Annotated in this window: 17 protein-coding genes and 1 pseudogene; all 18 read right to left on the bottom strand. The window is 62.9% G+C overall.

Annotated features, from left to right (window positions below; genetic code table 11):
* Nucleotides 1-526: 526 nt before the first annotated feature.
* A complete protein-coding gene (locus ACI77D_RS14815; protein WP_407016880.1) occupies nucleotides 527-1,693 on the bottom strand; it encodes a cystathionine gamma-synthase in 1,167 nt (388 codons plus the stop codon).
* Nucleotides 1,690-3,066, bottom strand: a complete 1,377-nt coding sequence (locus ACI77D_RS14810) for a pyridoxal-phosphate dependent enzyme (protein WP_407016879.1) — start codon at nucleotides 3,064-3,066, stop codon at nucleotides 1,690-1,692. Before ACI77D_RS14810 ends, ACI77D_RS14815 begins: the two co-directional genes overlap by 4 nt.
* A gap of 144 nt (nucleotides 3,067-3,210) precedes the next feature.
* Nucleotides 3,211-4,062, bottom strand: a complete 852-nt coding sequence (gene dapA / locus ACI77D_RS14805) for a 4-hydroxy-tetrahydrodipicolinate synthase (protein ID WP_407016878.1) — start codon at nucleotides 4,060-4,062, stop codon at nucleotides 3,211-3,213.
* 285 nt (nucleotides 4,063-4,347) lie between these two features.
* Nucleotides 4,348-5,325 carry an alpha/beta hydrolase gene (locus tag ACI77D_RS14800; protein WP_407016877.1) on the bottom strand — a complete coding sequence of 326 codons (978 nt, stop codon included), beginning with the start codon at nucleotides 5,323-5,325 and terminating at the stop codon, nucleotides 4,348-4,350.
* Nucleotides 5,326-5,429: 104 nt separating this feature from the next.
* Nucleotides 5,430-5,528, bottom strand: a pseudogene (locus tag ACI77D_RS14795) (VOC family protein); the annotation flags it as partial.
* A 12-nt stretch (nucleotides 5,529-5,540) separates the two neighbouring features.
* Complete coding sequence (locus ACI77D_RS14790; RefSeq protein ID WP_064452618.1) at nucleotides 5,541-5,933, bottom strand: ester cyclase; 393 nt, start codon at nucleotides 5,931-5,933, stop codon at nucleotides 5,541-5,543.
* Between the two features lie 30 nt (nucleotides 5,934-5,963).
* Nucleotides 5,964-6,584, bottom strand: coding sequence for a LysE family translocator (locus tag ACI77D_RS14785; RefSeq protein WP_221294886.1), 621 nt, complete (start codon nucleotides 6,582-6,584; stop codon nucleotides 5,964-5,966).
* A 222-nt stretch (nucleotides 6,585-6,806) separates the two neighbouring features.
* Entirely contained in the window at nucleotides 6,807-7,826 is a 1,020-nt protein-coding gene (locus ACI77D_RS14780; protein WP_407016876.1) for an alpha/beta fold hydrolase, read from the bottom strand.
* Between the two features lie 139 nt (nucleotides 7,827-7,965).
* Nucleotides 7,966-8,727, bottom strand: a complete 762-nt coding sequence (locus ACI77D_RS14775) for a PIG-L deacetylase family protein (protein WP_407016875.1) — start codon at nucleotides 8,725-8,727, stop codon at nucleotides 7,966-7,968.
* 189 nt (nucleotides 8,728-8,916) lie between these two features.
* Nucleotides 8,917-9,576, bottom strand: a complete 660-nt coding sequence (locus ACI77D_RS14770; protein ID WP_064452614.1) for a glycosyltransferase family 2 protein — start codon at nucleotides 9,574-9,576, stop codon at nucleotides 8,917-8,919.
* Nucleotides 9,573-10,172 (bottom strand): SAM-dependent methyltransferase, encoded by a 600-nt coding sequence (locus ACI77D_RS14765; protein ID WP_064452613.1) that lies wholly within the window; start codon nucleotides 10,170-10,172, stop codon nucleotides 9,573-9,575. Before ACI77D_RS14765 ends, ACI77D_RS14770 begins: the two co-directional genes overlap by 4 nt.
* On the bottom strand, nucleotides 10,169-10,927 hold the full coding sequence (locus ACI77D_RS14760) for a PIG-L deacetylase family protein (RefSeq protein ID WP_259762433.1): 759 nt from the start codon (nucleotides 10,925-10,927) through the stop codon (nucleotides 10,169-10,171). Before ACI77D_RS14760 ends, ACI77D_RS14765 begins: the two co-directional genes overlap by 4 nt.
* Nucleotides 10,924-11,922: an acyl-CoA dehydrogenase family protein gene (locus ACI77D_RS14755; RefSeq protein ID WP_407016874.1), complete on the bottom strand. Its 999-nt coding sequence runs from the start codon at nucleotides 11,920-11,922 to the stop codon at nucleotides 10,924-10,926. Before ACI77D_RS14755 ends, ACI77D_RS14760 begins: the two co-directional genes overlap by 4 nt.
* Nucleotide 11,923: 1 nt before the next feature.
* A complete protein-coding gene (gene glgX / locus ACI77D_RS14750; RefSeq protein ID WP_064452610.1) occupies nucleotides 11,924-14,080 on the bottom strand; it encodes a glycogen debranching protein GlgX in 2,157 nt (718 codons plus the stop codon).
* Nucleotides 14,081-14,211: 131 nt separating this feature from the next.
* Complete coding sequence (locus ACI77D_RS14745; RefSeq protein ID WP_064452609.1) at nucleotides 14,212-14,481, bottom strand: DUF2934 domain-containing protein; 270 nt, start codon at nucleotides 14,479-14,481, stop codon at nucleotides 14,212-14,214.
* Nucleotides 14,482-14,505: 24 nt separating this feature from the next.
* Nucleotides 14,506-17,274 carry a malto-oligosyltrehalose synthase gene (locus ACI77D_RS14740; protein ID WP_407016873.1) on the bottom strand — a complete coding sequence of 923 codons (2,769 nt, stop codon included), beginning with the start codon at nucleotides 17,272-17,274 and terminating at the stop codon, nucleotides 14,506-14,508.
* The gene (gene malQ, locus ACI77D_RS14735; RefSeq protein WP_407016872.1) at nucleotides 17,271-19,355 is read right to left on the bottom strand and encodes a 4-alpha-glucanotransferase; all 2,085 of its coding nucleotides are present in this window, start codon (nucleotides 19,353-19,355) and stop codon (nucleotides 17,271-17,273) included. The genes ACI77D_RS14740 and malQ overlap by 4 nt, the downstream gene beginning before the upstream one ends.
* A complete protein-coding gene (gene treZ, locus ACI77D_RS14730; RefSeq protein WP_407016871.1) occupies nucleotides 19,352-21,097 on the bottom strand; it encodes a malto-oligosyltrehalose trehalohydrolase in 1,746 nt (581 codons plus the stop codon). The genes malQ and treZ overlap by 4 nt, the downstream gene beginning before the upstream one ends.
* Nucleotide 21,098 lies beyond the last annotated feature (1 nt).

Genomic DNA, 21,098 nt, shown 5'->3' with positions numbered 1-21,098 from the left:
GAGTGTTGCCGTTGGATCAGCGGCAACGCCAAATCGGCACCTGGCAATATCACCTCAGCCTGACGCCTATCCCTGTGGGAGCTGGCTTGCCTGCGATGCAGACACCTCGATTTATCAGCTGCACCGAGGTGATGCCATCGCAGGCAAGCCAGCTCCCACATTTGACCGAGTGTTGCCGTTGGATCAGCGGCAACGCCAAATCGGCGCGTGCCCACATCACTTCAGCCTGACGCCTATCCCTGTGGGAGCTGGCTTGCCTGCGATGCAGACACCTCGGTTTATCAGCTGCGCCGAGGTGATGCTATCGCAGGCAAGCCAGCTCCCACATTTGACCGGGTTTTGCCGCTGGATCAGCGGCAACGCCAAATCGGCGCATGCCCACATCACTTCAGCCTGACGCTAAACCAACTGTGGGAGCGGGCTTGCTCGCGAAGGCGTTGGGTCAGTTGATACATCAGTTGACTGACACTGCGCTTTCGCGAGCAAGCCCGCTCCCACAGGGGTAATTCATTGTTGGGCGATTGGGTTAGATAAGTGCCAACGCCTGGGCCAGGTCTGCCCTTAGATCCTCCACGTCCTCAACCCCCACCGACAACCGTACCAACCCATCACCAATGCCCAATTGCGCCCGCGTCGCCGCCGGGATGCTGGCATGGGTCATGATCGCCGGGTGTTCGATCAGGCTTTCCACACCGCCCAGGCTCTCGGCCAGGGCGAAGATCTTGACGTTCTCCAGAAAGCGCCTAGCGCCAGCCAGGTCAGTGTTCAAGTCCACTGAAATCATCCCGCCAAACCCGCGCATTTGCCGACGCGCCAGCGCGTGTTGCGGGTGTGACGCCAGGCCCGGGTAGTAAACCCGTGACACTTGCGGCTGTTGTTCCAGCCAGGTCGCCAGGTCCAGGGCGTTGCTGCAATGGCGCTCCATGCGCAGCGCCAGGGTTTTCACGCCGCGCAGGGTCAAAAAGGCATCGAACGGGCCAGCGATGGCGCCGACCGAGTTTTGCAGGAAACCCAGGCGCTCGGCCAGGTCCGGGTTGTGGCCGACGATGGCGATGCCGCCGATCACGTCGGAGTGGCCGTTGAGGTATTTGGTGGTGGAGTGCACCACGATGTCGACACCCAACTCCAGCGGCCGTTGAATCCACGGGCTGGCGAACGTGTTGTCAGCCACGCAGAGGATGCCACGGTCACGGCAGATGCGCGCGATGGCGCTGAGGTCGGTGAGGCTCAGCAGCGGGTTGCTCGGGGTCTCGACCCAGACCATGCGCGTGTCATCCCGCAACGACGCTTCAAACGCGGCCAGGTCAGTCAGGTCGACAAAGCTGAAACGGTGCCCGGCGCTGCGTTGGCGCACCTTGTCGAACAGGCGGAAGGTGCCACCGTACAGGTCGTTGCCGGAGACCACATGCGCACCGGCATCCAGCAGTTCCAGCACGGTGGAGATCGCGGCCAGCCCGGATGCAAAGGCAAACGCCTGGCTGCCGCCCTCAAGGTCGGCGACGCAACGCTCCAGGGCAAAACGCGTTGGGTTGTGCGAGCGACCATAATCAAAGCCCTTGTGCACGCCGGGGCTGTCTTGCAGGTAGGTGGAGTTGGCATAGATCGGCGGCATCAGCGCTCCCGTGGTCGGGTCGGGTGATTGCCCGGCGTGGATCACGCGGGTGGCAAAGGCGCTTTTATCGGGCTGACTCATGCAAGGGATCTCCGTAGGTGATTGAGCAAGTCGACGCGGGTTATCAGGCCGTGGAAGCCCGCCGCGTCGGCGATGATGGCGACCAGGCCGCGATCCAGTTCCGCCTGCAATTGGGCCAGGCTGGCGCCGGGGGCGAGGGTTTGCACGGTATCGGTCATGGCACTGGCGACGGTCATGGAGAAGTCCGCGGCGTCATTGTGCAGGCCCAGCAGAATGTCGGATTCATCGATCACCCCCACCAGCGCCTGGCCGTCCACCAGCACCGGCAGTTGTGACACGTCCGCCAGGCGCATGCGCTGGAAGGCGGTGAGCAAGGTGTCGTCGGGGATGACGCTGATGACTCGGCCGTCTTCAAAACGGCGCGCAATCAGGTCGCGCAAGTCGCCGTAGTGTTTGTATTGCAGCAGGCCCGCGTCCTTCATCCATTGGTCGTTGTAAACCTTCGACAAGTAGCGTGTCCCCGTGTCGCAGACGAAGGTGACCACCCGTTTCGGTTCGGTTTGTTCGCGGCAGTAGCGCAGGGCGGCGGCCAGCAGGGTGCCGGTGGATGAGCCGCCCAGGATACCTTCGGCCTTGAGTAGCTGGCGGGCGTGGTCGAAGCTTTCTTCATCGCTGATGGAGTAGGCGTGACGCACGCTGGAGAGGTCGGCAATCGACGGAATGAAGTCTTCGCCGATGCCTTCCACCGCCCACGACCCCGGCGTCTCCAACTGGCCGCTGCGGCTGTATTCGGCCATCACCGAGCCCACCGGGTCGGCCAGCACCATGGCCAGGTCCGGTTGCACCCGCTTGAAGAAGCGTGTCAGGCCGGTGAGCGTGCCGGCTGAACCGACGCCCACCACAATCGCATCCACATCATGCTGGGTTTGCGCCCAGATCTCCGGGGCGGTGCTGGTTTCGTGGGCGAGGGGGTTGGCCGGGTTGTTGAACTGGTCGGCGAAGAATGAATCGGGAATGTCCTTGGCCAGGCGCGCGGCGACATCCTGGTAATACTCGGGATGGCCCTTGCCGACGTCGGAGCGGGTGATATGCACTTCTGCCCCCATGGCCTTCAAGTGCAGCACTTTTTCAGTGGACATCTTGTCGGGCACCACCAGCACCACGCGGTAGCCTTTGGCTCGGCCGACCAGCGCCAGGCCCAGGCCGGTGTTGCCGGCGGTGGCTTCAATGATGGTGCCGCCCGGGCGCAGGCGACCATCACGCTCGGCGGCGTCGATCATGGCCAGGCCGATACGGTCCTTGATCGAGCCGCCGGGGTTTTGCGATTCGAGTTTGAGAAACAGCGTGCACAGGCCGGTATCAAAACGGCTGACCTTGACCAGCGGCGTATTGCCGATCAGCTCAAGTACGGCGGGGCGGGAAAGCGTGGGCATGTCGTCACCTGGGCACGGGTTAGGTGTAGGGAGGGGGACAGCAAAAATGCAAAGCATGGCTTGGAACATAGGCCGGGATCGCGCCGGTCGCAACCGGGCGGTCCGCTGGATGTCTTTTTTTGGCGCATGAGCCGGGTCGGGCCATTACACCAACAGGCTTAATGCTTGCTGCACCCGTGCACTGGCGGCTTGCATCGGCGCCCGCAACTCACTGCCGATCAACCCCTTCAGGGCCAGCGCAGCCTTTACCGGCGCCGGGTTAGGCTCCATAAACAGGGTGTTGATCAGTGGCAGTAACTTGAAAAAAGTCGCCCGGGCCTCGACGAGCTGGTTATCCCGCACTTGCTGGCACAGCGCCACAAAGTCTTCGGTCTGCACATGCGCCGAGGCCGCAATCGCGCCACTGGCACCCAGGCACAGCGCGTTGAAAATCTGCATGTCTTCGCCACACAACACAGCCACCTCGCCACTGGCGATCAGCGCCAGGGTATTCGCCAGGTTACCGCCACAATCCTTGATGGCGACGACTCGCGGGTGCTTGATGATGTTCAGCAACGTGGCCTGTTCGAAGGTCACGCCCGTGCGGTAGGGAATGTCGTAGAGAATGATCGGCACGCCGGACGCATCGGCCACGGTGTGGAAAAACGCTTCAAGGCCCGCCTGAGAAGGGCGGATATAGCTCGGCGCCGGCACCAGCAGGCCGGCGACCGGGCGCTCGAGGATCTCGCTCTGAAACTGCAGCAGTTCAATCTGGTTGTTGCCCGACAGGCCCATCACCACACGGTGCGCCGGCACCTGTTGCAACACCGCATCCAGCACCGCCAGCTGTTCGGGACGACTCAACGAGGCGGCTTCCCCGGTGGTGGTGCACACCATGATCCCGGCCACGTGCTTTTCCAGCAAATGGCTGACCAGCCGGCGCAGGCCGATAAAGTCGATGGCGCCGTCATGAAACGGCGTGACCACGGGAACCCAGATACCTTGAAACGATGACATGCACTTTCTCCTGATAGTTGACCGCTGAAGTCACCGTCAGAAGGGCAGAGGGAATTGTGCAAAGAGGAGGGAAGTCCGTCGCGCTCAATGTCCTGTCAGCTCATCTGACGGGACAGCGCGCCCCGGTCACATGAGCGACTGTTTCTTCGATTTGAGGGTGCGCGCAACGCAAGCTTGCGCCTTGGCAATCAGGCCAATGACGAAAGCGTTAGCGAAAGACGTTGCGGACATGAGCTGACACACCCTGGATATGACCTCCATCTTCAGGGTGTGTGACTGAATGTGTCAACCCCGCTGCAGCTGCGTCCGCACAAATTCTGCGACCTCGGCGGCCAACTCTGCATCTTCCGGTGCACCCATGAAACCGCCATGGGGCATCGCCTCGAACACATGCAGCAGCGCAGGCACCCGCGCCTGGCGCAAGGCGCGGTGCAGGCGCACGGTGTTGGACAGGAACAGGTCCCGCGTGCCGCTTTGCAGGAAGGTCGGCGGGAAGCCGGGGGCAAAATCGCCAAACAATGGCGACAGGTACGGATGCGACAGGTCGGCGCCGTTGGCGTACAGCAGGTTGGCGCTCATCAACGGGTTGGGCATTATCACGTCGACGGTTCGGTTGACCTGGAAACTGTCACCGGACTCGGTAAGGTCCACCTCCGGCGACAGCAGCACCAGCGCCGCCGGTAGAGGCAAACCTTCATCGCGGGCGCGCAATACCATGGCCGCCGCAAGGTTGCCGCCGGCCGAACGGCCGCCAATCACGATGTGTTCCGCAGCGTGGTGCTGGAGCACATGGCGATAGGTGGCCATGCAGTCATCCAGCGCGGCGGGGTAAGGGTGCTCGGGTGGCATACGGTAATCAATGCCATAGCAGATCACGTTGTGCAAATCGGCCTGCTTGCCTGCTGCGATGCGGCAGTTTTCCCCGCCACCGAATACCAGCGCGCCGCCGTGCAGGTCGATGTAGGCAAAGTCAGTTGCAGCAGCCGGAGTGGCCACGTGTACGGTGGCATTTTCCACGGTGATGGTGTGCAGGCTGGCGCGCAGGGTGGCCGCTTGCCCGGCGTTGGCCGTGGCGTAACGCTCGGCAACGGCGGCTTGCAGATGGCGCCAGCCGTCGTGGTCGTCGGGCGCGGGCATGGCGTGCAGCGCGTTGAGCGGCACGCCGTCCGCGCCGACCAGGCGTTGCAGCGTCGCTTGGGCTTCAGGGCTGATCGACGGCGGGACCGGGATTGTGCGTGCTTCGAGTTTGACGCCGTGGTTCATGGGCCTACCGCTCGCGTTTGACGACTGGGGGCGGTAAGGATGCCAGAACGCTGACGTATGTGGGAGCGCTCAAGCCCGCGCCCACCCGCGATCTTTGGAGGCTTTCAGCGCCCGGCCACGGCGGCCTCGATGGCGGCAATCTCGATTTTGGTCATGGTCATCATCGCGTCAAACGCGCGCTTGGCCGTCGCCGGGTCGGGATGGGGTCCATCGCCTCATCCATCAAGCTGTTGCTGAATCGCCGCTTTATCGATCACTGACCAGACGTGCGCGATTTTCCCGTCGACGCATTCATAGAATACGTTCTCATCGAAGGTCACCGTCTTGCCATTGATCGGCAGCCCGAAGAACTCACCTTTGGGGCTGACGTTGAAATTCAACCGGCTGGCGAGGGTGGGCGGGTCGGCTACCAACAGTTGGATGCGAAACACCAGGTCGGGGATTTCACGGAAGTCCCGTTCGAGCATGGCGCGGTAGCCGGCGAGGCCGATTGGGGCGGTGTTGTAGGTGACGTCCGGGTGGACGAAGTGGCCCAACTGGTCCCAGTCCTCACGGTTCAGGCAATCGATGTAGCCCTGGTAGAAGTCGGCGAGTTCGGTTTTGGTCATAAATGGGCACTCCGTTGGAGGCGAAGCGGCTCAGGCCCTGCGCGCCATCAACAACACCGTTGCTGCCGCTGACAACAGCCCCGCACAGCATCGATTGAACATCCGCTGGCCACGTGGTTCGGCAAACCAACGGCGCATATGCAGGCCCATATAGGCGTAGGCGCTGATGGCGATCCATTCCAGCATCAGGAACATCGCGCCCAGCAGTGCGAATTGCGGCGTAATTGGTTGGCCGGGTACTACGAACTGCGGGAGGAAGGCGGTGAAGATCAGAATGGCTTTTGGGTTACCCGCCGCCACCAGAAACTCCTGACGCGCCAATGCCCACAATCCCACCTTGGCCGTAGCCGCTTCAGTCTGCGCCGCCGGATTGGCCCGCCACAACTGAAACGCCAGATAAAACAGGTACGCCGCCCCCAGGACCTTGATCGCGTAAAACAACAGCTCCGAGCTTTGCAGCACCACCGCCAGGCCGGCTGAGGCGAGGGCGATCATGCCCGCGAAGGCCAGCAAGCGGCCAATACCGGCGAGGCAAGAGGTGCGATAGCCATAGCGCGTGGCGTTGCTGACGGACAGCAAATTGTTCGGCCCGGGTGCCATGTTCAGGGCAAAGCAAGCCGGGAGGAAGAGGCTGAGGGTGGCAAAATCCATGTGAACTCCGATAGCGACTCGGGTTGAGGTGCTCACAAGAGTAAGAGATGGGCAGGCGTGATGACAATCGAGGCATTCAGTGTCGCGGGGCCCGCGTCGATGATGACGAGCTGCTGGCCCCGCGTGATTCGTGGATTACTGCTTCATGGCATCGCGTGCGGTGCTCAAGTTGCTGTCTCGACGGTTACCGCCGTTTTGGCCGTCGCCGCTGGCATTTCCCCTTCACAGATGATCCGCGTCAATCACCGCCTTGGCGAACGCCGCAGGCGCTTCCTGTGGCAAGTTGTGACCGATGCCGCCACTGATCAGGCGGAATTGGTAGTTGCCGGTGAAGCGCTTCGCATAGTCTTCCGGCAGAGGGTGCGGTGCGCCGTTGGCGTCGCCTTCAAGGGTGATGGTGGGTACGCCAATCGACGGTGACTGGGCGAGTTTCTGTTCCAGTGCGTCGTAGCGGGCCTCGCCTTGCACCAGGCCCAGGCGCCAGCGGTAATTGAAGACCGTGATAGCGACGTGGTCGGGGTTGTCCAGGCCTTTGGCGCTGCGCTCGAAGGTGGCGTCGTCAAACGCCCATTTCGGCGAAGCGGTCTGCCAGATCAGCTTGGCGAAATCATGGGTGTTTTTCTGGTAGCCGGCGGCGCCGCGCTCGGTGGCGAAATAGAACTGGTACCACCACTGCAATTCGGCTTTGGGCGGCAACGGGTTCTTGCCGGCAGCCTGGTTGCCGATCAGGTAGCCGCTCACTGACACCAGCGCCTTGACGCGTTGCGGCCAGAGCGCCGAGACAATATCCGCCGTGCGTGCGCCCCAGTCGTAGCCGCCGAGCACGGCCTGTTTGATGTTCAGCGCGTCCATGAAGTCGATCACGTCCTGGGCCAGCGCCGCAGGCTCAGCGTTGCGCAGGGTGTTATCCGACAGGAAGCGGGTGTCGCCATAGCCACGGGCGTACGGGATCAACACGCGATAGCCCTTGGCGGCGAGCAAAGGCGCGACGTCGGCGTAGCTGTCGATATCGTACGGCCAGCCGTGCAGCAGGATGACCACCTGGCCGTTGGCCGGACCGGCTTCTGCGTAGGCCACATCGAGCAGGCCGGCCTTGGTGTGCTTGAGGGCGCCGACAGCCGATTGGGTGTGCGATACCGGGGCTTGCGCCTGGGGCATGTCGGCGTGGGCCATGCCCATGGCAGCGAACGGCAACAGGGCAAAGGTCAGGAACAGTGGGTGACGTTTCAACGGCGTATGCATGGCGAGCCTCCTACGGAGGGATGTGTGCCTGGCTCACAGTTGAACGCTGCGTTGTATCGGCGGTGTTTCAGAAACTGTCTCGGGTTAAACGCCATGTATCGCAGGGGGTGTCGTACACAGTGCGATACATACGCCTCACTTAGGTGAACACGATTTCGTAAGGCTCGCGCATGCGCTCCAGCAAATCCTGGGCGAGTATCGGCGCCAGCCCGATTTCCGGGTCGCCGACCAATTGGCTGGCATACGCATGGGCGGCGTGCAGTTTGCGTGCGACGCTCCAGGTGTCCAGGCGCACTTTACGCGCGCGTTGCCAAGGGATCACCGAGCCTTCGCGAGCAGGCCAGTGCCACGCCCAGACCGGCAGCTCGTACAGGCGCGCGCCCGTCAGTGTGCAGGCTTTGGCACTGGCGCGGCCGACGGCGTCATGGTCGTCGTTGCCGTCGTGGCGCCAGGTGGTGAAGACCACATCACTGGGCTGCAGGTAGCGCGCGATAAATTGGCTCAATGGCTGTTCGCGGGCGGCGAGGGCGTTGTCACTAAAGCCGCCACGAATCCACTTCAGGCTGTGTAATGGCATCCCCAGGCGCCGCAATGCCTCGGCGCTTTCCTGGGGCCGAATCACACTCAGGCGGCTCGCTGGCCATAGGTTTGAGCCTGGATGGCTGGCGCTGCCATCGGTGATCGAGATCAGCAGCAGGGGGTGTTCAAGGGTGCTGAGCAGTTGCAGCAAGCCCCCACAGGCCAATACCTCGTCACCCGGATGGGGGGCGATGACCACCACTCGCGCCCCTCGGGGCACCAGTGAAGAGGGATTGATGGCGGGGGTTTGCGCCAGCTGGGGCGCACTGTTCCAGATTTGCGCAGGGCCGCGACGGCCCTCGCTTACGCAGGCAGGCTTCATGAATAGTACGTCCTTGTCGATTGATGCTGGGTCGTGCCCCCGTCGGGGACGACTTCTTATATTCAGCTGTGTTTTTTCACAGCAGGCTCCGCTGCGGTGAAATGCGGCCATCCAACCCTGGATGGCCAGCAAGGCGTTTTCAGCATAGACAAGGATTCGTCGCTTTTACATCGTGTAATGTCGATTTTTTCAGGTGGCCTGCATCAGGCTTTTCAAGTAATCGCCAAACCCGCCTTGTGCACGGCAGTCCAGGCGGGCGCTGGTCGTCACTTGCGGGGTGTGGCTCCAGGCGATTGATGCGCCGCACCGCTCCAGGTTGCGCACCAGTTGCACATCTTCGTGGCAGGCCAGCGGCTCGAAGCCACCGGACTGCACATAGGCGCTTGCACTCACACCCAAGTTGGCGCCATGAATATGGCGATGGCCGTCGCGAGCTTCATAGGCCTGGTGGTAGCGAATTTGGGCGGCGGGGCCGAAGCCCTGGCTCCAGGCGTCTACGGTCACTGTGCCGCATACCGCGTCGGCGCCCAGCGCCAATTGCGCCACCAACCAGTCGGGGGCGACACGACTATCGGCGTCCGTACACGAAATCCAGCGCGCACCTTGATTCAATAAATGCCGCGCACCCACCCCGCGCGCGTGGCCGACATTGCGCGCTTGTACCTGCAGGCACTGCACCGGATACGCTTGGGCAATCGCCGCACTGCCATCGCTGCAGCTGTCGAGCACCGCGAGGATCTGCACGGCCTCACCGAGCAATCCAGGGTGGCTTGCAGCAATCATTGCGGCTTCGAGGCACTCGGCCAGCAGCGTTTCTTCGTTATGCACCGGGATCAGAATGCCGATCATCGCAAGCCCTCATGGGTGGCGACCGAGGTGCCGTCGCGGCTCCACAGGTCGAGTAGGAAGTCACTTTCGTGATGGTGCACGACGTGGGGCATGTCCAGTCGCTGTTGCAGTACGGCATGTACGTGTTCGGCGGTATGCGGGCAGCCTTCGATCGTTGGGCGCCAGTGACAGGCGAGCAACTGCCCGTCGTCCGTCAGTGAACCGAGGACGCAGTCAATCAGGCGGTGCAAGTCATCGGCGTCGAGGTAGTAGCAAAGCTCGCTCAACACGATCAGTTCGAACCGGCCTGTCGGCCATTGTTCGGGCAGGCGGCCCTGGTAGACCTGGGCGTGGGGGAACTCCAGCAACCGGGTTTTCGCCAGCGCGACGGCGGCAGCGGCGGTGTCGCAGCACACCAGGCGGTCGCAGCGCAGCGCCAACTCGGCACTCAGCTCGCCATTGGCGCAACCGGGTTCAAAAATCGACGCATAGCGCGGTCGTGTCAGCACCGCCCCGGTCAGCGCGCGTTTGCGTTGCTCGTACCAGCGTTGGCGAAACGCCCAGGGGTCGTCATTACCCGCGAACAATTGATCAAAATAAGGCGTGGCCACACTCATATGAACACCACTTCAAAAGGTTGCAACAAGCGCTCCACCACGAAGGGCGCCAGCACCGGCGCGAGACCGATCTGCGGGTCGCCCTCCAACTGGCTGGCGAAGGCGTGGATCGCGTGCCGTTTGCGCGCCACCGCTTGGGGCGTCAGCAGGATTTTACGTGCCCGGTGCCATGGCACCTGGCTGTCCTCGGGGGTTGCCCAGTGCCAGGTCCAGACCGGCAACTCGTAGAGGGTTGCGCCCACCGCGAGGGCGGCCTTCGCGCTGGCCCGGCCGACGGCTTCATGGTCGCAATGACCGTCTTCGCGCCAGGTGGTGAACACCACGTCGGTGGGCTTGAGGTAGCGTTGGATAAACGCGCTCAGTTCCTCTTCCCGTTCCGCCACCTTGCTGTCGGTGAACCCCGCGCGCAGCCAGATTAAACTGTGCAGCGGCACGCCCAGGCGGTGCAGGGCCTGCGCCGATTCCTGCGGGCGTATCACGCCCAAACGCGCCACCGGCCAACGGGTGGAGCCGGGATGGCTGGCGCTGCCGTCGGTCACGGAAATCAACTGCAGCGGCCGGCCCAGCGCCGCCAACCCCTGCAGCAGGCCCCCACAGCCGAGCACTTCGTCGTCCGGGTGTGGGGCGATGATCACGGCGCGATGGCCGGCAGGCACCAACTCTTCAATGCTGATATGGGGCAGCTCGGCCATGTGAGACGAGGCTTGCCACTGATGCAGCGGCGTACCCTGGCCTACGATCGGGTTGGGTTTCACAACAGCCACCTCCCTGCAGGTTGCTCGAGCACCAGCTCGCCCAAGGCTGCCAGGTCTCGTTCGGCGTGACTCTGGCGCACATACACCGGCAAGTCCGCCATCAACTGGGCGAAGTGCGCGTCTTTGCAATAAGGCCCCGCACCGACCGCGCGACCGACATGACGGATCACCTGTTCGACGGTGTCTTCAATGCAGGCGCGTGCCTGTTGGGCCAACTGTCGAGCATCTGCCCGGGGTTCGCGGTCGATCTGTTCAGCCGCATCACGCAGCACACAAGCAGCACTGTTGAGCAGGCTGTCGACCGCACCCAGATGGGCGAGGGCATGGGGTTCGGGCCGTTTGCTGCATTGCGCGCGCAACACTTCGGCCAAGCGTTGGGCGCCGCCATACCAGCACGCCGCAATGCCGACGCCGCCCTGCCAGAAGCCCGGGCGCGACAAGTAATCGCCCGGGCCGCCGACCGCGATACCCCTGGCCGAGTCGAAGACAATCTCGACACTGGCAGTAGCCGCCATGCCGACGGCGCTCCAACCTTCGTCCGTCACCGTCACGCCAGGCTGGTCCATCTCTACCGCGACCAACTGCTGATGGTCGTCTTCGTCCCAGGCCGTCAATAGGCCATGGCTGACCACGGCCGCGCCGGAACACCAGGCTTTACGCCCGTCGACAATTAACCGATGGCCGTCACGCCGCACCCGAACCTTGGCGGTGGGCGGCTCGGCGGCCCACATGCCCCAAAGGCTGCCCAAGGGCGGCAAGGGGCTGTCGAGTTCAGCGATGATCGCCAAGGCATCGGTGTGGCCTTCGAACAGCTTGCACAGACGCAGATCATGCCCCGCCACCTGTGCCAGCCGGCTGAAGCGCTCCAATGTCTGACCGCTGCCGGGCAACGGCAGCTGGTCCAGGCCTTCCTCCTGAAGCGCCCTCAGGGCATCCCCCAGCGCCTGCGTATTCGCATAGCTGCGGTTGCCTTGAAGGAATCCATGCAGGGCCATTTCACACCTCGTCGTGCTGCAGTTCGAACAGCAACAGTGAGCGGCCGGTGACGGCGTACTCATGCTCGAAATCAAAGCGTTCCTGGGCACGCACCGCCGTGTCGTTGGTATCGAGCATGCAGGTCCAGAACTCGCCCTCAGGCACCGGCGGCAGGCGGAAATTCACCATGTCGTGGTGGGCGTTGACCACCAGCAGCAGGGTGGCATCGCCACCCGGGCGACGAATCCCGGTCTCCTGAGCGCGGCCATCCATCAGCATGCCCAGGCAACGGCCATGGCTGTCCTGCCATTGTTCGGTGCTCATCTCGTTGCCGTCCGGCGCCAGCCAGGTGACATCCTTCACGCCGATATCTTCGTTGTAATCACCCACGAGGAACCGGCCGCGACGCAGGATCGGGTAGGCCATGCGCAGCTTGATCAGGCGTTTTACAAACTTGAGCAGCGCCTTGCCGTCGTCGTCCAGGTCCCAGTTGACCCAACCGATCTCGCTGTCCTGGCAATAGGCATTGTTGTTGCCGTGCTGGGTGCGTGCGAATTCGTCCCCGGCCACCAGCATCGGCGTGCCTTGGGCCAACAGCAGGGTGGCGAAGAAGTTACGCATCTGGCGCAGGCGCAGTGCGTTGATCTCCGGGTCGTCGGTGGGGCCTTCGACGCCATGGTTCCAGGACAGGTTGTTGTTGCTGCCGTCCTGGTTGTCTTCGTCGTTGGCTTCGTTGTGTTTGTCGTTGTACGACACCAGGTCGTGCAGGGTGAAACCGTCGTGGGCGGTGATGAAGTTCACCGAGCTGTAAGGCCGGCGCCCGCGATGGTTGAACATTTCCCCGGAGGCGGTCATGCGCCCGGCGAAGTCCGCCAACTGGCCGTCATCGCCTTTCCAGAAGGCGCGCACGGTGTCGCGGAAGCGGTCGTTCCATTCCACCCAGCCCGGCGGGAAGTTACCCACTTGATAGCCACCGGGGCCGCAGTCCCATGGCTCGGCGATCATTTTCAGCTGGCGCAGCACCGGGTCCTGGCGGCAGGCCACGAGGAAGCTGTGGCGCTCGTCGAAGCCGTCCCGATAGCGGCCGAGAATCGTCGCCAGGTCAAAGCGGAAACCGTCGACGTGCATCTCGGTGGCCCAGTAACGCAGGGAGTCGGTGACCATCTGCAGTACGCACGGGTGGCTTAAGTCCAGGGTGTTGCCGGTGCCGGAGTCATTGATGTAGAAACGCTTGTCTTCAGGCATCAGCCGGTAGTACGAAGCGTTGTCGATGCCGCGCATCGACAGGGTTGGACCACGTTCGTTGCCCTCGGCGGTGTGGTTGTAGACCACGTCGAGGATCACTTCCAGCTTGGCTTCGTGCAGGTGCGCGACCATTTCCTTGAACTCGGCGATTTTGCCGCTGGCCAGGTAGCGCGGGTCCGGTGCGAAGAAGGCGATGCTGTTGTAGCCCCAATAGTTGGTCATGCCTTTTTGCAGCAGGTGCTGGTCGTTGACGAACGCATGCACCGGCAGCAGCTCCACCGACGACACGCCCAGCTGGCGGATATGCTTGAGCACGTCCTCTTCCATCAGCCCGGCACACGTGCCACGCACTGCCTCGCCTACCGAAGGGTGGCGCATGCTGATGCCGCGCAAGTGGGTTTCATAGATGATCGTGCGGTCCCACGGCACGCGCACCGGCTGGTCATTGCCCCAGGTGTGCGCCGGGTCGATGACCTTGCACTTGGGCACGAAGGGCGCGCTGTCGCGTTCGTCGAAACTGAGGTCGTCGTCCGGGTGGCCGATGGTGTAGCCGAACAGGGCCTCGGACCATTTGAGTTCGCCCACCAGCTGTTTGGCATAGGGGTCGATCAGCAATTTGTTGTGGTTGAAGCGGTGACCATTGGCCGGGTCGTAAGCGCCGTACACGCGATAGCCGTAAATCAGCCCGGGGTGGGCGTCGGGCAAGTAACCATGGAAGGTCTCGTCGGTGTATTCGGGCAGTTCTATGCGTTCCAGTTCCACCTCGCCGGTATCGTCGAACAGGCACAGCTCGACTTTTGTGGCGTGGGCCGAGAACAGCGCGAAGTTAACGCCCAAGCCGTCCCAAGTGGCGCCGAGAGGGAAGGGCAAACCTTCACGAATCCGCGACGGCTCGTTTTCCGGCGTCGGTTGGGTTTTATCGGGTTTGCTCATCGAGTTGCTCCTGCAAAGGGTCTTTTTTCGGGCCGAACGCGGCCATGCCGACGATCGTTCAGCTGACGCAGTAAAAAGTGAAAATGGCCTCCCGCCGACAACGCGCCAGGAGGCTCATTAGACAAAGTGGCTTAAGGCTTGGGCTTTTTCGGTGCTGCCGGCTTTTTAGCCGCCGGGGGCGCCGGTTTGCCGGCAGCCGGTGCCGCAGGCTTGGCTTTTGCCGCAGGCTTGGGTGCGGTTTTGGGCTTGGCGGCGGCCTTGGGCTTGCTCGGCGTCAGCGCTTCGGCTTCGGCCAGCTTGCGCGCCATTTCCCAGTGGCGCGTGTCCTCCCCATGGGGTTTGCCTTCGGACTCCCAGATCTGATGCGCTAACTCGCGAATGCGTTTGTCTTCAGTACTCATCGAAATGCTCCTCACAGAAAATTTTCAGCTTTCTCGACCATCAGGATTGATAAAGACATTGACCGGGATATCCCCCAGGGCAGCGCTGATCAACAGCTCCTTGTCTGGTGTGACTGCGCCTGTATGAAAAAGTCCCTTCCAGTTTTGTGTTGTGGCGGCAAATGGTAATTTCACCCGCGTATCGCCCCAAACCTGCGCATTGAAGTGGGGCTGCATAGGCTTTTCAGGCGCATTTTCCAGCAGGCGATGGGGCCAACGTGGCACCACCACCAGCAGGCGTTTGCCTTGATGTTCACGAGCGAACGCGGCGACGTGGTCCGCGTGTTTGCCGGTGACCTCCAGTGGCGTGTAACTGCCGTACTGAAAGATCTCGGGATCAGCCTTGCGCAGGGCCAATACCTGGGCAATCAGCGCTTGTTTGATACGCCCGTCACGCCAGTTGAACAACAGCTCGCCGGTATCCGGTGGTGTGTTCAGCGCGTGTTGCCGTGCGTTGAAGTCCACCGGGCGCCGGTTGTCCGGGTCCACCAGGCTGAAGTCCCAGAACTCATCGCCCTGGTACAGGTCCGGCACACCCGGTACGGTGAGGCGAAGCAAGGACTGCGCCAGACTGTTCACGGCACCGGCCGGGGCGATGGCGTGGGCGGTGGCGGCGAGGGCGGCCCGCAGCGCGTGGCCTTCCTCGCTGAGCAAGAGGCGTGACAGGAACGCTTCGACGGCCTGTTCATAAGCCTCGTTGGGCGCACTCCAGCTGCTCTGCAACTTGGCTTCGCGCAAGGCTTTTTGCTGCCATTGCCAGAGGCGTTGCTGGTAGTCCTCAACGTCAAGCTCCAGGTCCAGCGGCCAACTGCCCAGCAGCACTTGATAAAGGATGAGTTCATCGCCTGCCGATGGACTTTGGGCATCGTCGCGCAATTTGGCAGCGAGGGTACGCCAGTGCTCGACCTGCTCGGCATACCACGGGGCACATTCGCTGAGCACCGCCAGACGCGCGCGGGTGTCTTCGCCGCGCTTGTGGTCGTGGGTGGCGGTGGCCAACAAGTTGTCCGGGAACGTCTGCAAACGTTGCTGGTTGACGGCGTGGAACGCGTCCACCGGCGCGCTGAACTGCTCGGTGCTGAAGCCCACGTCATTGCGCGACAGCAGCACCGCCGAGCGATAGAACGCGGTGTCTTCCACGGCCTTGGCGGCGGCAGGTGAGGTCAGTTGCTGGAAACGCACGCAGGCATGTTTGAGTATCTTGCGCTCACGGCCCACCGGGCGATTGCGCCATGGCTGGCCGCCGAGCCATTTTTCCAGATGATCGAGCACCGGCCAGTCACCTTCGCTCAAAGTGCTTCGGGCACCGGCCAGGGCTTGCAGGAAAAACACATCGTCACGTTCGCTGCGGCCCCGGGCACTGATGTAGGTGCGGTACACCGGGAAGTGCACAATCAGCTCCTGCAAGGCGCGGCGGATGGCGCCCAAGGTCAGGTCGCGGGTCATCACGTCATCGCGAGCCACTTGCAGCAGGGCCTGGGCCACGCTTTCAAAGTCACCGGCCAGCGAACCGTTGAGGATTTGCCGGCGCGCCAACCAAGCCTCTTCGATAAAGGCCGCGGGCCGCTCGCTGTGACGCGTCCACAAGTCGGCGAGGGGGGCGAAGCCGTCAGGGTCATGTTGCAGCAGCGACAGTTGGTTCATGAATTCGTAGCCGGTGGTGCCGTCCACTTGCCAGTCTTCGCGCAGCGTCTCGCCTTCGCCGAGGATTTTTTCGACGAAGATCGGCAAGTGCCGCTCGGGTGACAGCGAATCCACTCGACGGCGCAGCTTGCGGCAATAACCGCGTGGGTCGGCCAGCCCGTCGATATGGTCGATGCGCAGGCCATCCACCAGGCCCTGGCTGATCAGCTGGAAAATCTTGCCGTGGGTGGCCTCGAACACGGCGCTGCGTTCTACCCGCAGCCCGCCCAGCTCGTTGACATCGAAGAAGCGCCGCCAGTTGATGTCATCTGCCGCCGTGCGCCAACTGGCCAGGCGGTAGGCCTGTTGCTCGAGCAGTGAGTGCAGGCGGTCAAAGCCTTCAGGCTGGCGCCCGTCGAATTCGCTGAGCCTGTGCTCGATGGCATGCAGCACGTCGTCCTCGGTGGCCCGTTCGGCCAGCGCCTGTTTGAGCCACGCCGCTTCGGCATAGGCGTCGTCTTGATAGGCAAGGGCACTGAAGCGGTCGGACAGTGGCTTGAGCAATGCATCGGTGCCCAGAATCACCGCGTAATCGCGAGGGCAGATGGGGAACCGGTGTTCGTAATGCTCAACGTAGAATGCACCGTGCGCGGCGTCGAAATGCAGGGCCAGGGTGCCGGTTTGCAATGCTTCGCCGTAGTCGCTGCCAAGAAATGGCATCAGCAGTTGGCCCTTGAGCAGCGGGTCGGGCGAGTGCCACTGGATATCGAAGAATTCGCTGTAGCGGCTTAAGCGACCCCATTCCAGCAGGTCCAGCCACCACGGGTTATCGGCGCCGCCGACGGCCATATGGTTGGAGACGATATCGAGGATCAGCCCCATGTCGTGCTCACGCAGCGCGGCGATCAGACGGCGCAACGCCGGTTCACCGCCCAGCTCGGGGTTGACGGTGGTCGGGTCGACCACGTCGTAACCGTGCATGGAACCGGCGCGTGCGGCGAGCAGCGGGGATGCATATAGATGGCTGATGCCCAATTGGGCGAAGTAGGGCACCAAAGGCACCGCATCATCCAGGGTGAAATCTTTATGAAATTGCAGGCGCTGGGTGGCGCGCAGGGGTAAGGCTTTCATCGGCCACGCTCACGGGCTTGGTTGCGAGCGACGGCCAGCAGCTCGAGGCGGCGGGCGGCGCCGGCGTTGTCGAGCAGGCTTGCCGCTTCACCCGCCAGGCGGCGGCGCCAATTGGGGTGGGTATCGAGCGTGCCGGGCAGGTTGGCTTGTTCCTCGACGCCCAGGGCGTCCTCCAACGGCAGCAGCACCAGCGGCGCGCGGGTGTGGCCCAGGTAACGCACACTGGCGTCAATCATGTGGTCCGTGTCATTGCGAATTTCATCGACAAAGTTCTGCGGGTCCTGGCTCAAGGCCTGGCGCAGTGCCTGCCGTTCGCGCAGGCGGTGTTCGCTCCATTGCTCCACAGTCGGCGCATCGATCAGGCCCAACTGGATGTTCCACTCGATATCACGGCTGTGCCACCAGCCATTGAGGGTCGGCAAATCGTGGGTGCTGGTGGTTGCCAGGGCGTTGTCCGGCCAGTCGAGGATGGGCTTAAATTGGCCGTCGTGGCCCTGTTCGAAGAGCAACACGCGCATGCCCAGAATCGAACGGCCGATGAGTTTTTCGCGCAGGCCATCGGGTACGGTGCCCAGGTCCTCACCCAGCACAATCGCCTTGTGACGCTGGGATTCCAATGCCAGCAGCCGCAACAGGTCGTCGACCGGGTAATACAGGTACGCACCTTCACGCGGCGAAGCATCCATCGGGATGACCCACAGGCGTTTCAGGCCCATGACATGGTCGATACGCAAGCCGCCGGCGTGGGCGAAGTTAGCCCGCAGCATTTCGATAAAGGCGCGAAAGCCGTTGCGCTTGAGGCCTTCCGGGGAAAACGCCGAGATGCCCCAACCTTGACCGGCACGGTTGAGGATGTCTGGTGGCGCGCCAACAGTCAGGCCGGCCAGCAGCTCATCCTGACGGCTCCAGGCCTGGCTGCCGCCGCCGTCCGCGCCAACGGCCAGGTCGGCGATCAAACCGACGCCCATGCCGCTGCCTCGGGCGGCTTGCTGGGCGCGCTCCAGGCAGCGGGCGATCAGCCATTGGCTGAAGGCGAAATAGCCGATTTCATCGCGGTTCTCCTCGGCGAATTGCGCCAGTGCCGGGCTCTGCGGGGTCCGCCATGCTTCGGGCCAGTGCCGCCAGTCGAGGTCTTCCCCGGCGGCGGCGCGAACGGCCTGCACAGCCTCGAAGCGGCAGTGGTTTTCCAGGGCTTCGCCGCCCGCCTGTCGAAAGCTCAGGAAGTCGGCATGCTGTGGATGCTCGCCGTGACGGAAGTCTTCATACAAGGCGCGCAACAATTGTTGCTTGGCCTTGGCGGCGGCGGGCCAGTCGATCAGGGTGTGTTGCTCGAGTGTGTGCAACTCATCGGCCAAACCGCAGGCCTCTATGGCGTTGCGCACTTCGCGCTCGCCAAGAATGCAGCCGGGCGACGCATACAGGCTGTTAAGGAACAAACGGCTGGAGGGTGAATACGGGCTGTAGCGCGTCGTATCGGCACTGAACATCGCGTGCATCGGGCTGATGGCCAGGGCATCGGCGCCACGTTCGGCAGCGCAGCGCACCAGGTGTTCCAGGGCCAGCGTGTCACCGAAGCCGCCATCGCCCAGGCGGCGCAGCGAATACAGCTGGGCACTCAGCCCCCAGGCGCGGGCAGGTTGGCTGTCAACCGCTTGCGCCACGCTGTAACAATGGGTGGGCGCCACGGCCAGGGTGAAAGTCTGGTCGTCGATATGCACCTGGTGGTAGCCGAGCGCGATGACGCCCGGCAGCACCGCGTTGCTGTCGAGGCGCAGTTCCAGCGTCTCGCCCTGTTCCAGGCTGACGCGGCACGGCGTGTCCGGGGCGAAGTAGCGCGCCAGGTCCAGGCCATCGCCGGTGTCGACGGTCATCAGCGGTGGCAAGTGTTTGTCTTGTTGCACCCGCTCCAGTTCCAGCAGGCTGGCATCGATCTCGGCGTCAGTATCGGCCGGGTGGCCCAGGCCTTTGAGAACGGCACGCAGGGCAGCGGGTTTCACATGTTGCGGGCGGCCGTTTGCGTCGATCCAATCGACGGCCAGGCCCGCGCGGCTGGCGAGTATTTCCAGGTTCGCTTCGCTCAAAGGTGCTCTCCAACAGGGGATAAGGCGACGCGTGCGCTGAACGGCGGCAGGTGCGCCTCATCAGTGGCATGCGTTTCGAATAACAGGTGGCGCGGCGCGGGGTGATCCAGCGGTGTGGCACTCAGGTTCAAGTCAATCTGCAACACGCTGCCGTTACCCAGGCGCCAACGCGCAGTCACGGCGCCTTCAGCCAGCACCTGTGCGCCGAGGGGAATGCTCCCCGGCAAATGCGGCACGATATGCAGGTGGCGCAGGCTCAGCAGCTGGCGGTAGAGCTGGGCATGCGCGTTCTCGGCAAAGCTGGGCGCCGATTGCAGGAAGGTCGGCAGGGCATTCGGGTCGGGGATGCGTTCGCGTCGTTCGGGGTCAGCAAAGGCGGCGAAGTCGGCAAACTCGTTGCGCCGGCCTTCGCGCACCGCTTGCGCCAGTTCGCCATGGTGGTCAGTGAAAAACAGAAACGGTTCGCTGGCGTTGGTCTCATCGCCCATGAACATCAGTGGGATCATCGGCGACATGAGCAGCAAGGTGGTCGCCGCCTTAAGTGCCTGGGGCGAGCAGAGCTGGTGCAGGCGTTCGCCCAAGGCGCGGTTGCCGATCTGGTCGTGGTTCTGCAAAAACGCCACGAAGGCGCTCGGTGGCAGCTCACCACTGGGTTCGCCGCGCTCATGACCATGGCGTGTGGTCTGGCCTTGATAGATAAAACCTTCGCCCAGGCAGCGCGCCAGCTTGTCGGTAGGGTTTTCTGCGAAGTCGCTGTAGTAGGCGTCGGTTTCGCCGGTCAGCAATACGTGCAGGACGTTATGGAAGTCATCGTTCCATTGCGCATCGAAATCGTGCTTTAACAGGCTGGCCTGGTTGAGTTCGTTTTCCAATACCAACCAGACATGACGGCCGGTGTCCACCTGCTGGCGAACCCGATGTGCCAATTGCTTGAGAAACCCCGGGTTGTCGATGGCGTGTACCGCATCCAGGCGCAGGCCATCGAAGCGGTATTCCAGCAGCCACATCAACGCGTTGTCGAGGAAGAAGTCGCGGACTTCCCGGCGATCAAAATCAATGCCTGCGCCCCAGGGCGTGTGCACTTCTTCCTGGAAGAAGCCTTTGGCGTATTGGCCCAGGTAATTGCCATCGGGGCCGAAGTGGTTGTAGACCACATCGAGGATCACGGCCAGGCCATGCTCGTGTGCGCTGTCGATCAGCGCCTTGAGCTGTTCGGGGGAGCCATAGGAAGATTGGGGTGCGTAGGGCAGAACCCCGTCGTAGCCCCAATTGCGCTCGCCGGGAAATTGCGCCAAGGGCATCAGTTCAATCGCGGTCACGCCGAGTTCGGCGAGGCGCGGCAGTTGCTTTTCAACAGCAGCGTAGCCCCCCAATACGCCAACATGCAGCTCGTAAATCACGGCCTCATGCCAGGGGCGGCCCTGCCAGTTGCTGTGTCGCCATTGATAGGCGAGCGGGTCGACGACGACGCTCCAGCCATGCACATCCGCAGCTTGAGCCCTGGATGCCGGATCGGGAACATCCGTTTCGCCGTCGATGTTGTAGCGGTAGTGAGTGCCCGCCGGGCACTTCACCTCTACCTCAAACCAGCCATCGGCCTGGGGCAGCATGGCAATGGACTTGCCGTCTTCCAATTCAACGCTGACATAAAACGCGTCTGGCGCCCACAAGGCAAAACGCGTGTGTTGCGCGTCCAACATGATTGCGCCGTGGGGCCAGGTTTCCAGATTCCGTGACGGCATC

This window comes from Pseudomonas sp. O39, assembly GCF_045447295.1.
Lineage (GTDB): Bacteria > Pseudomonadota > Gammaproteobacteria > Pseudomonadales > Pseudomonadaceae > Aquipseudomonas > Aquipseudomonas antarctica_A.
This window is presented reverse-complemented; position numbering and strand designations above follow the sequence as displayed.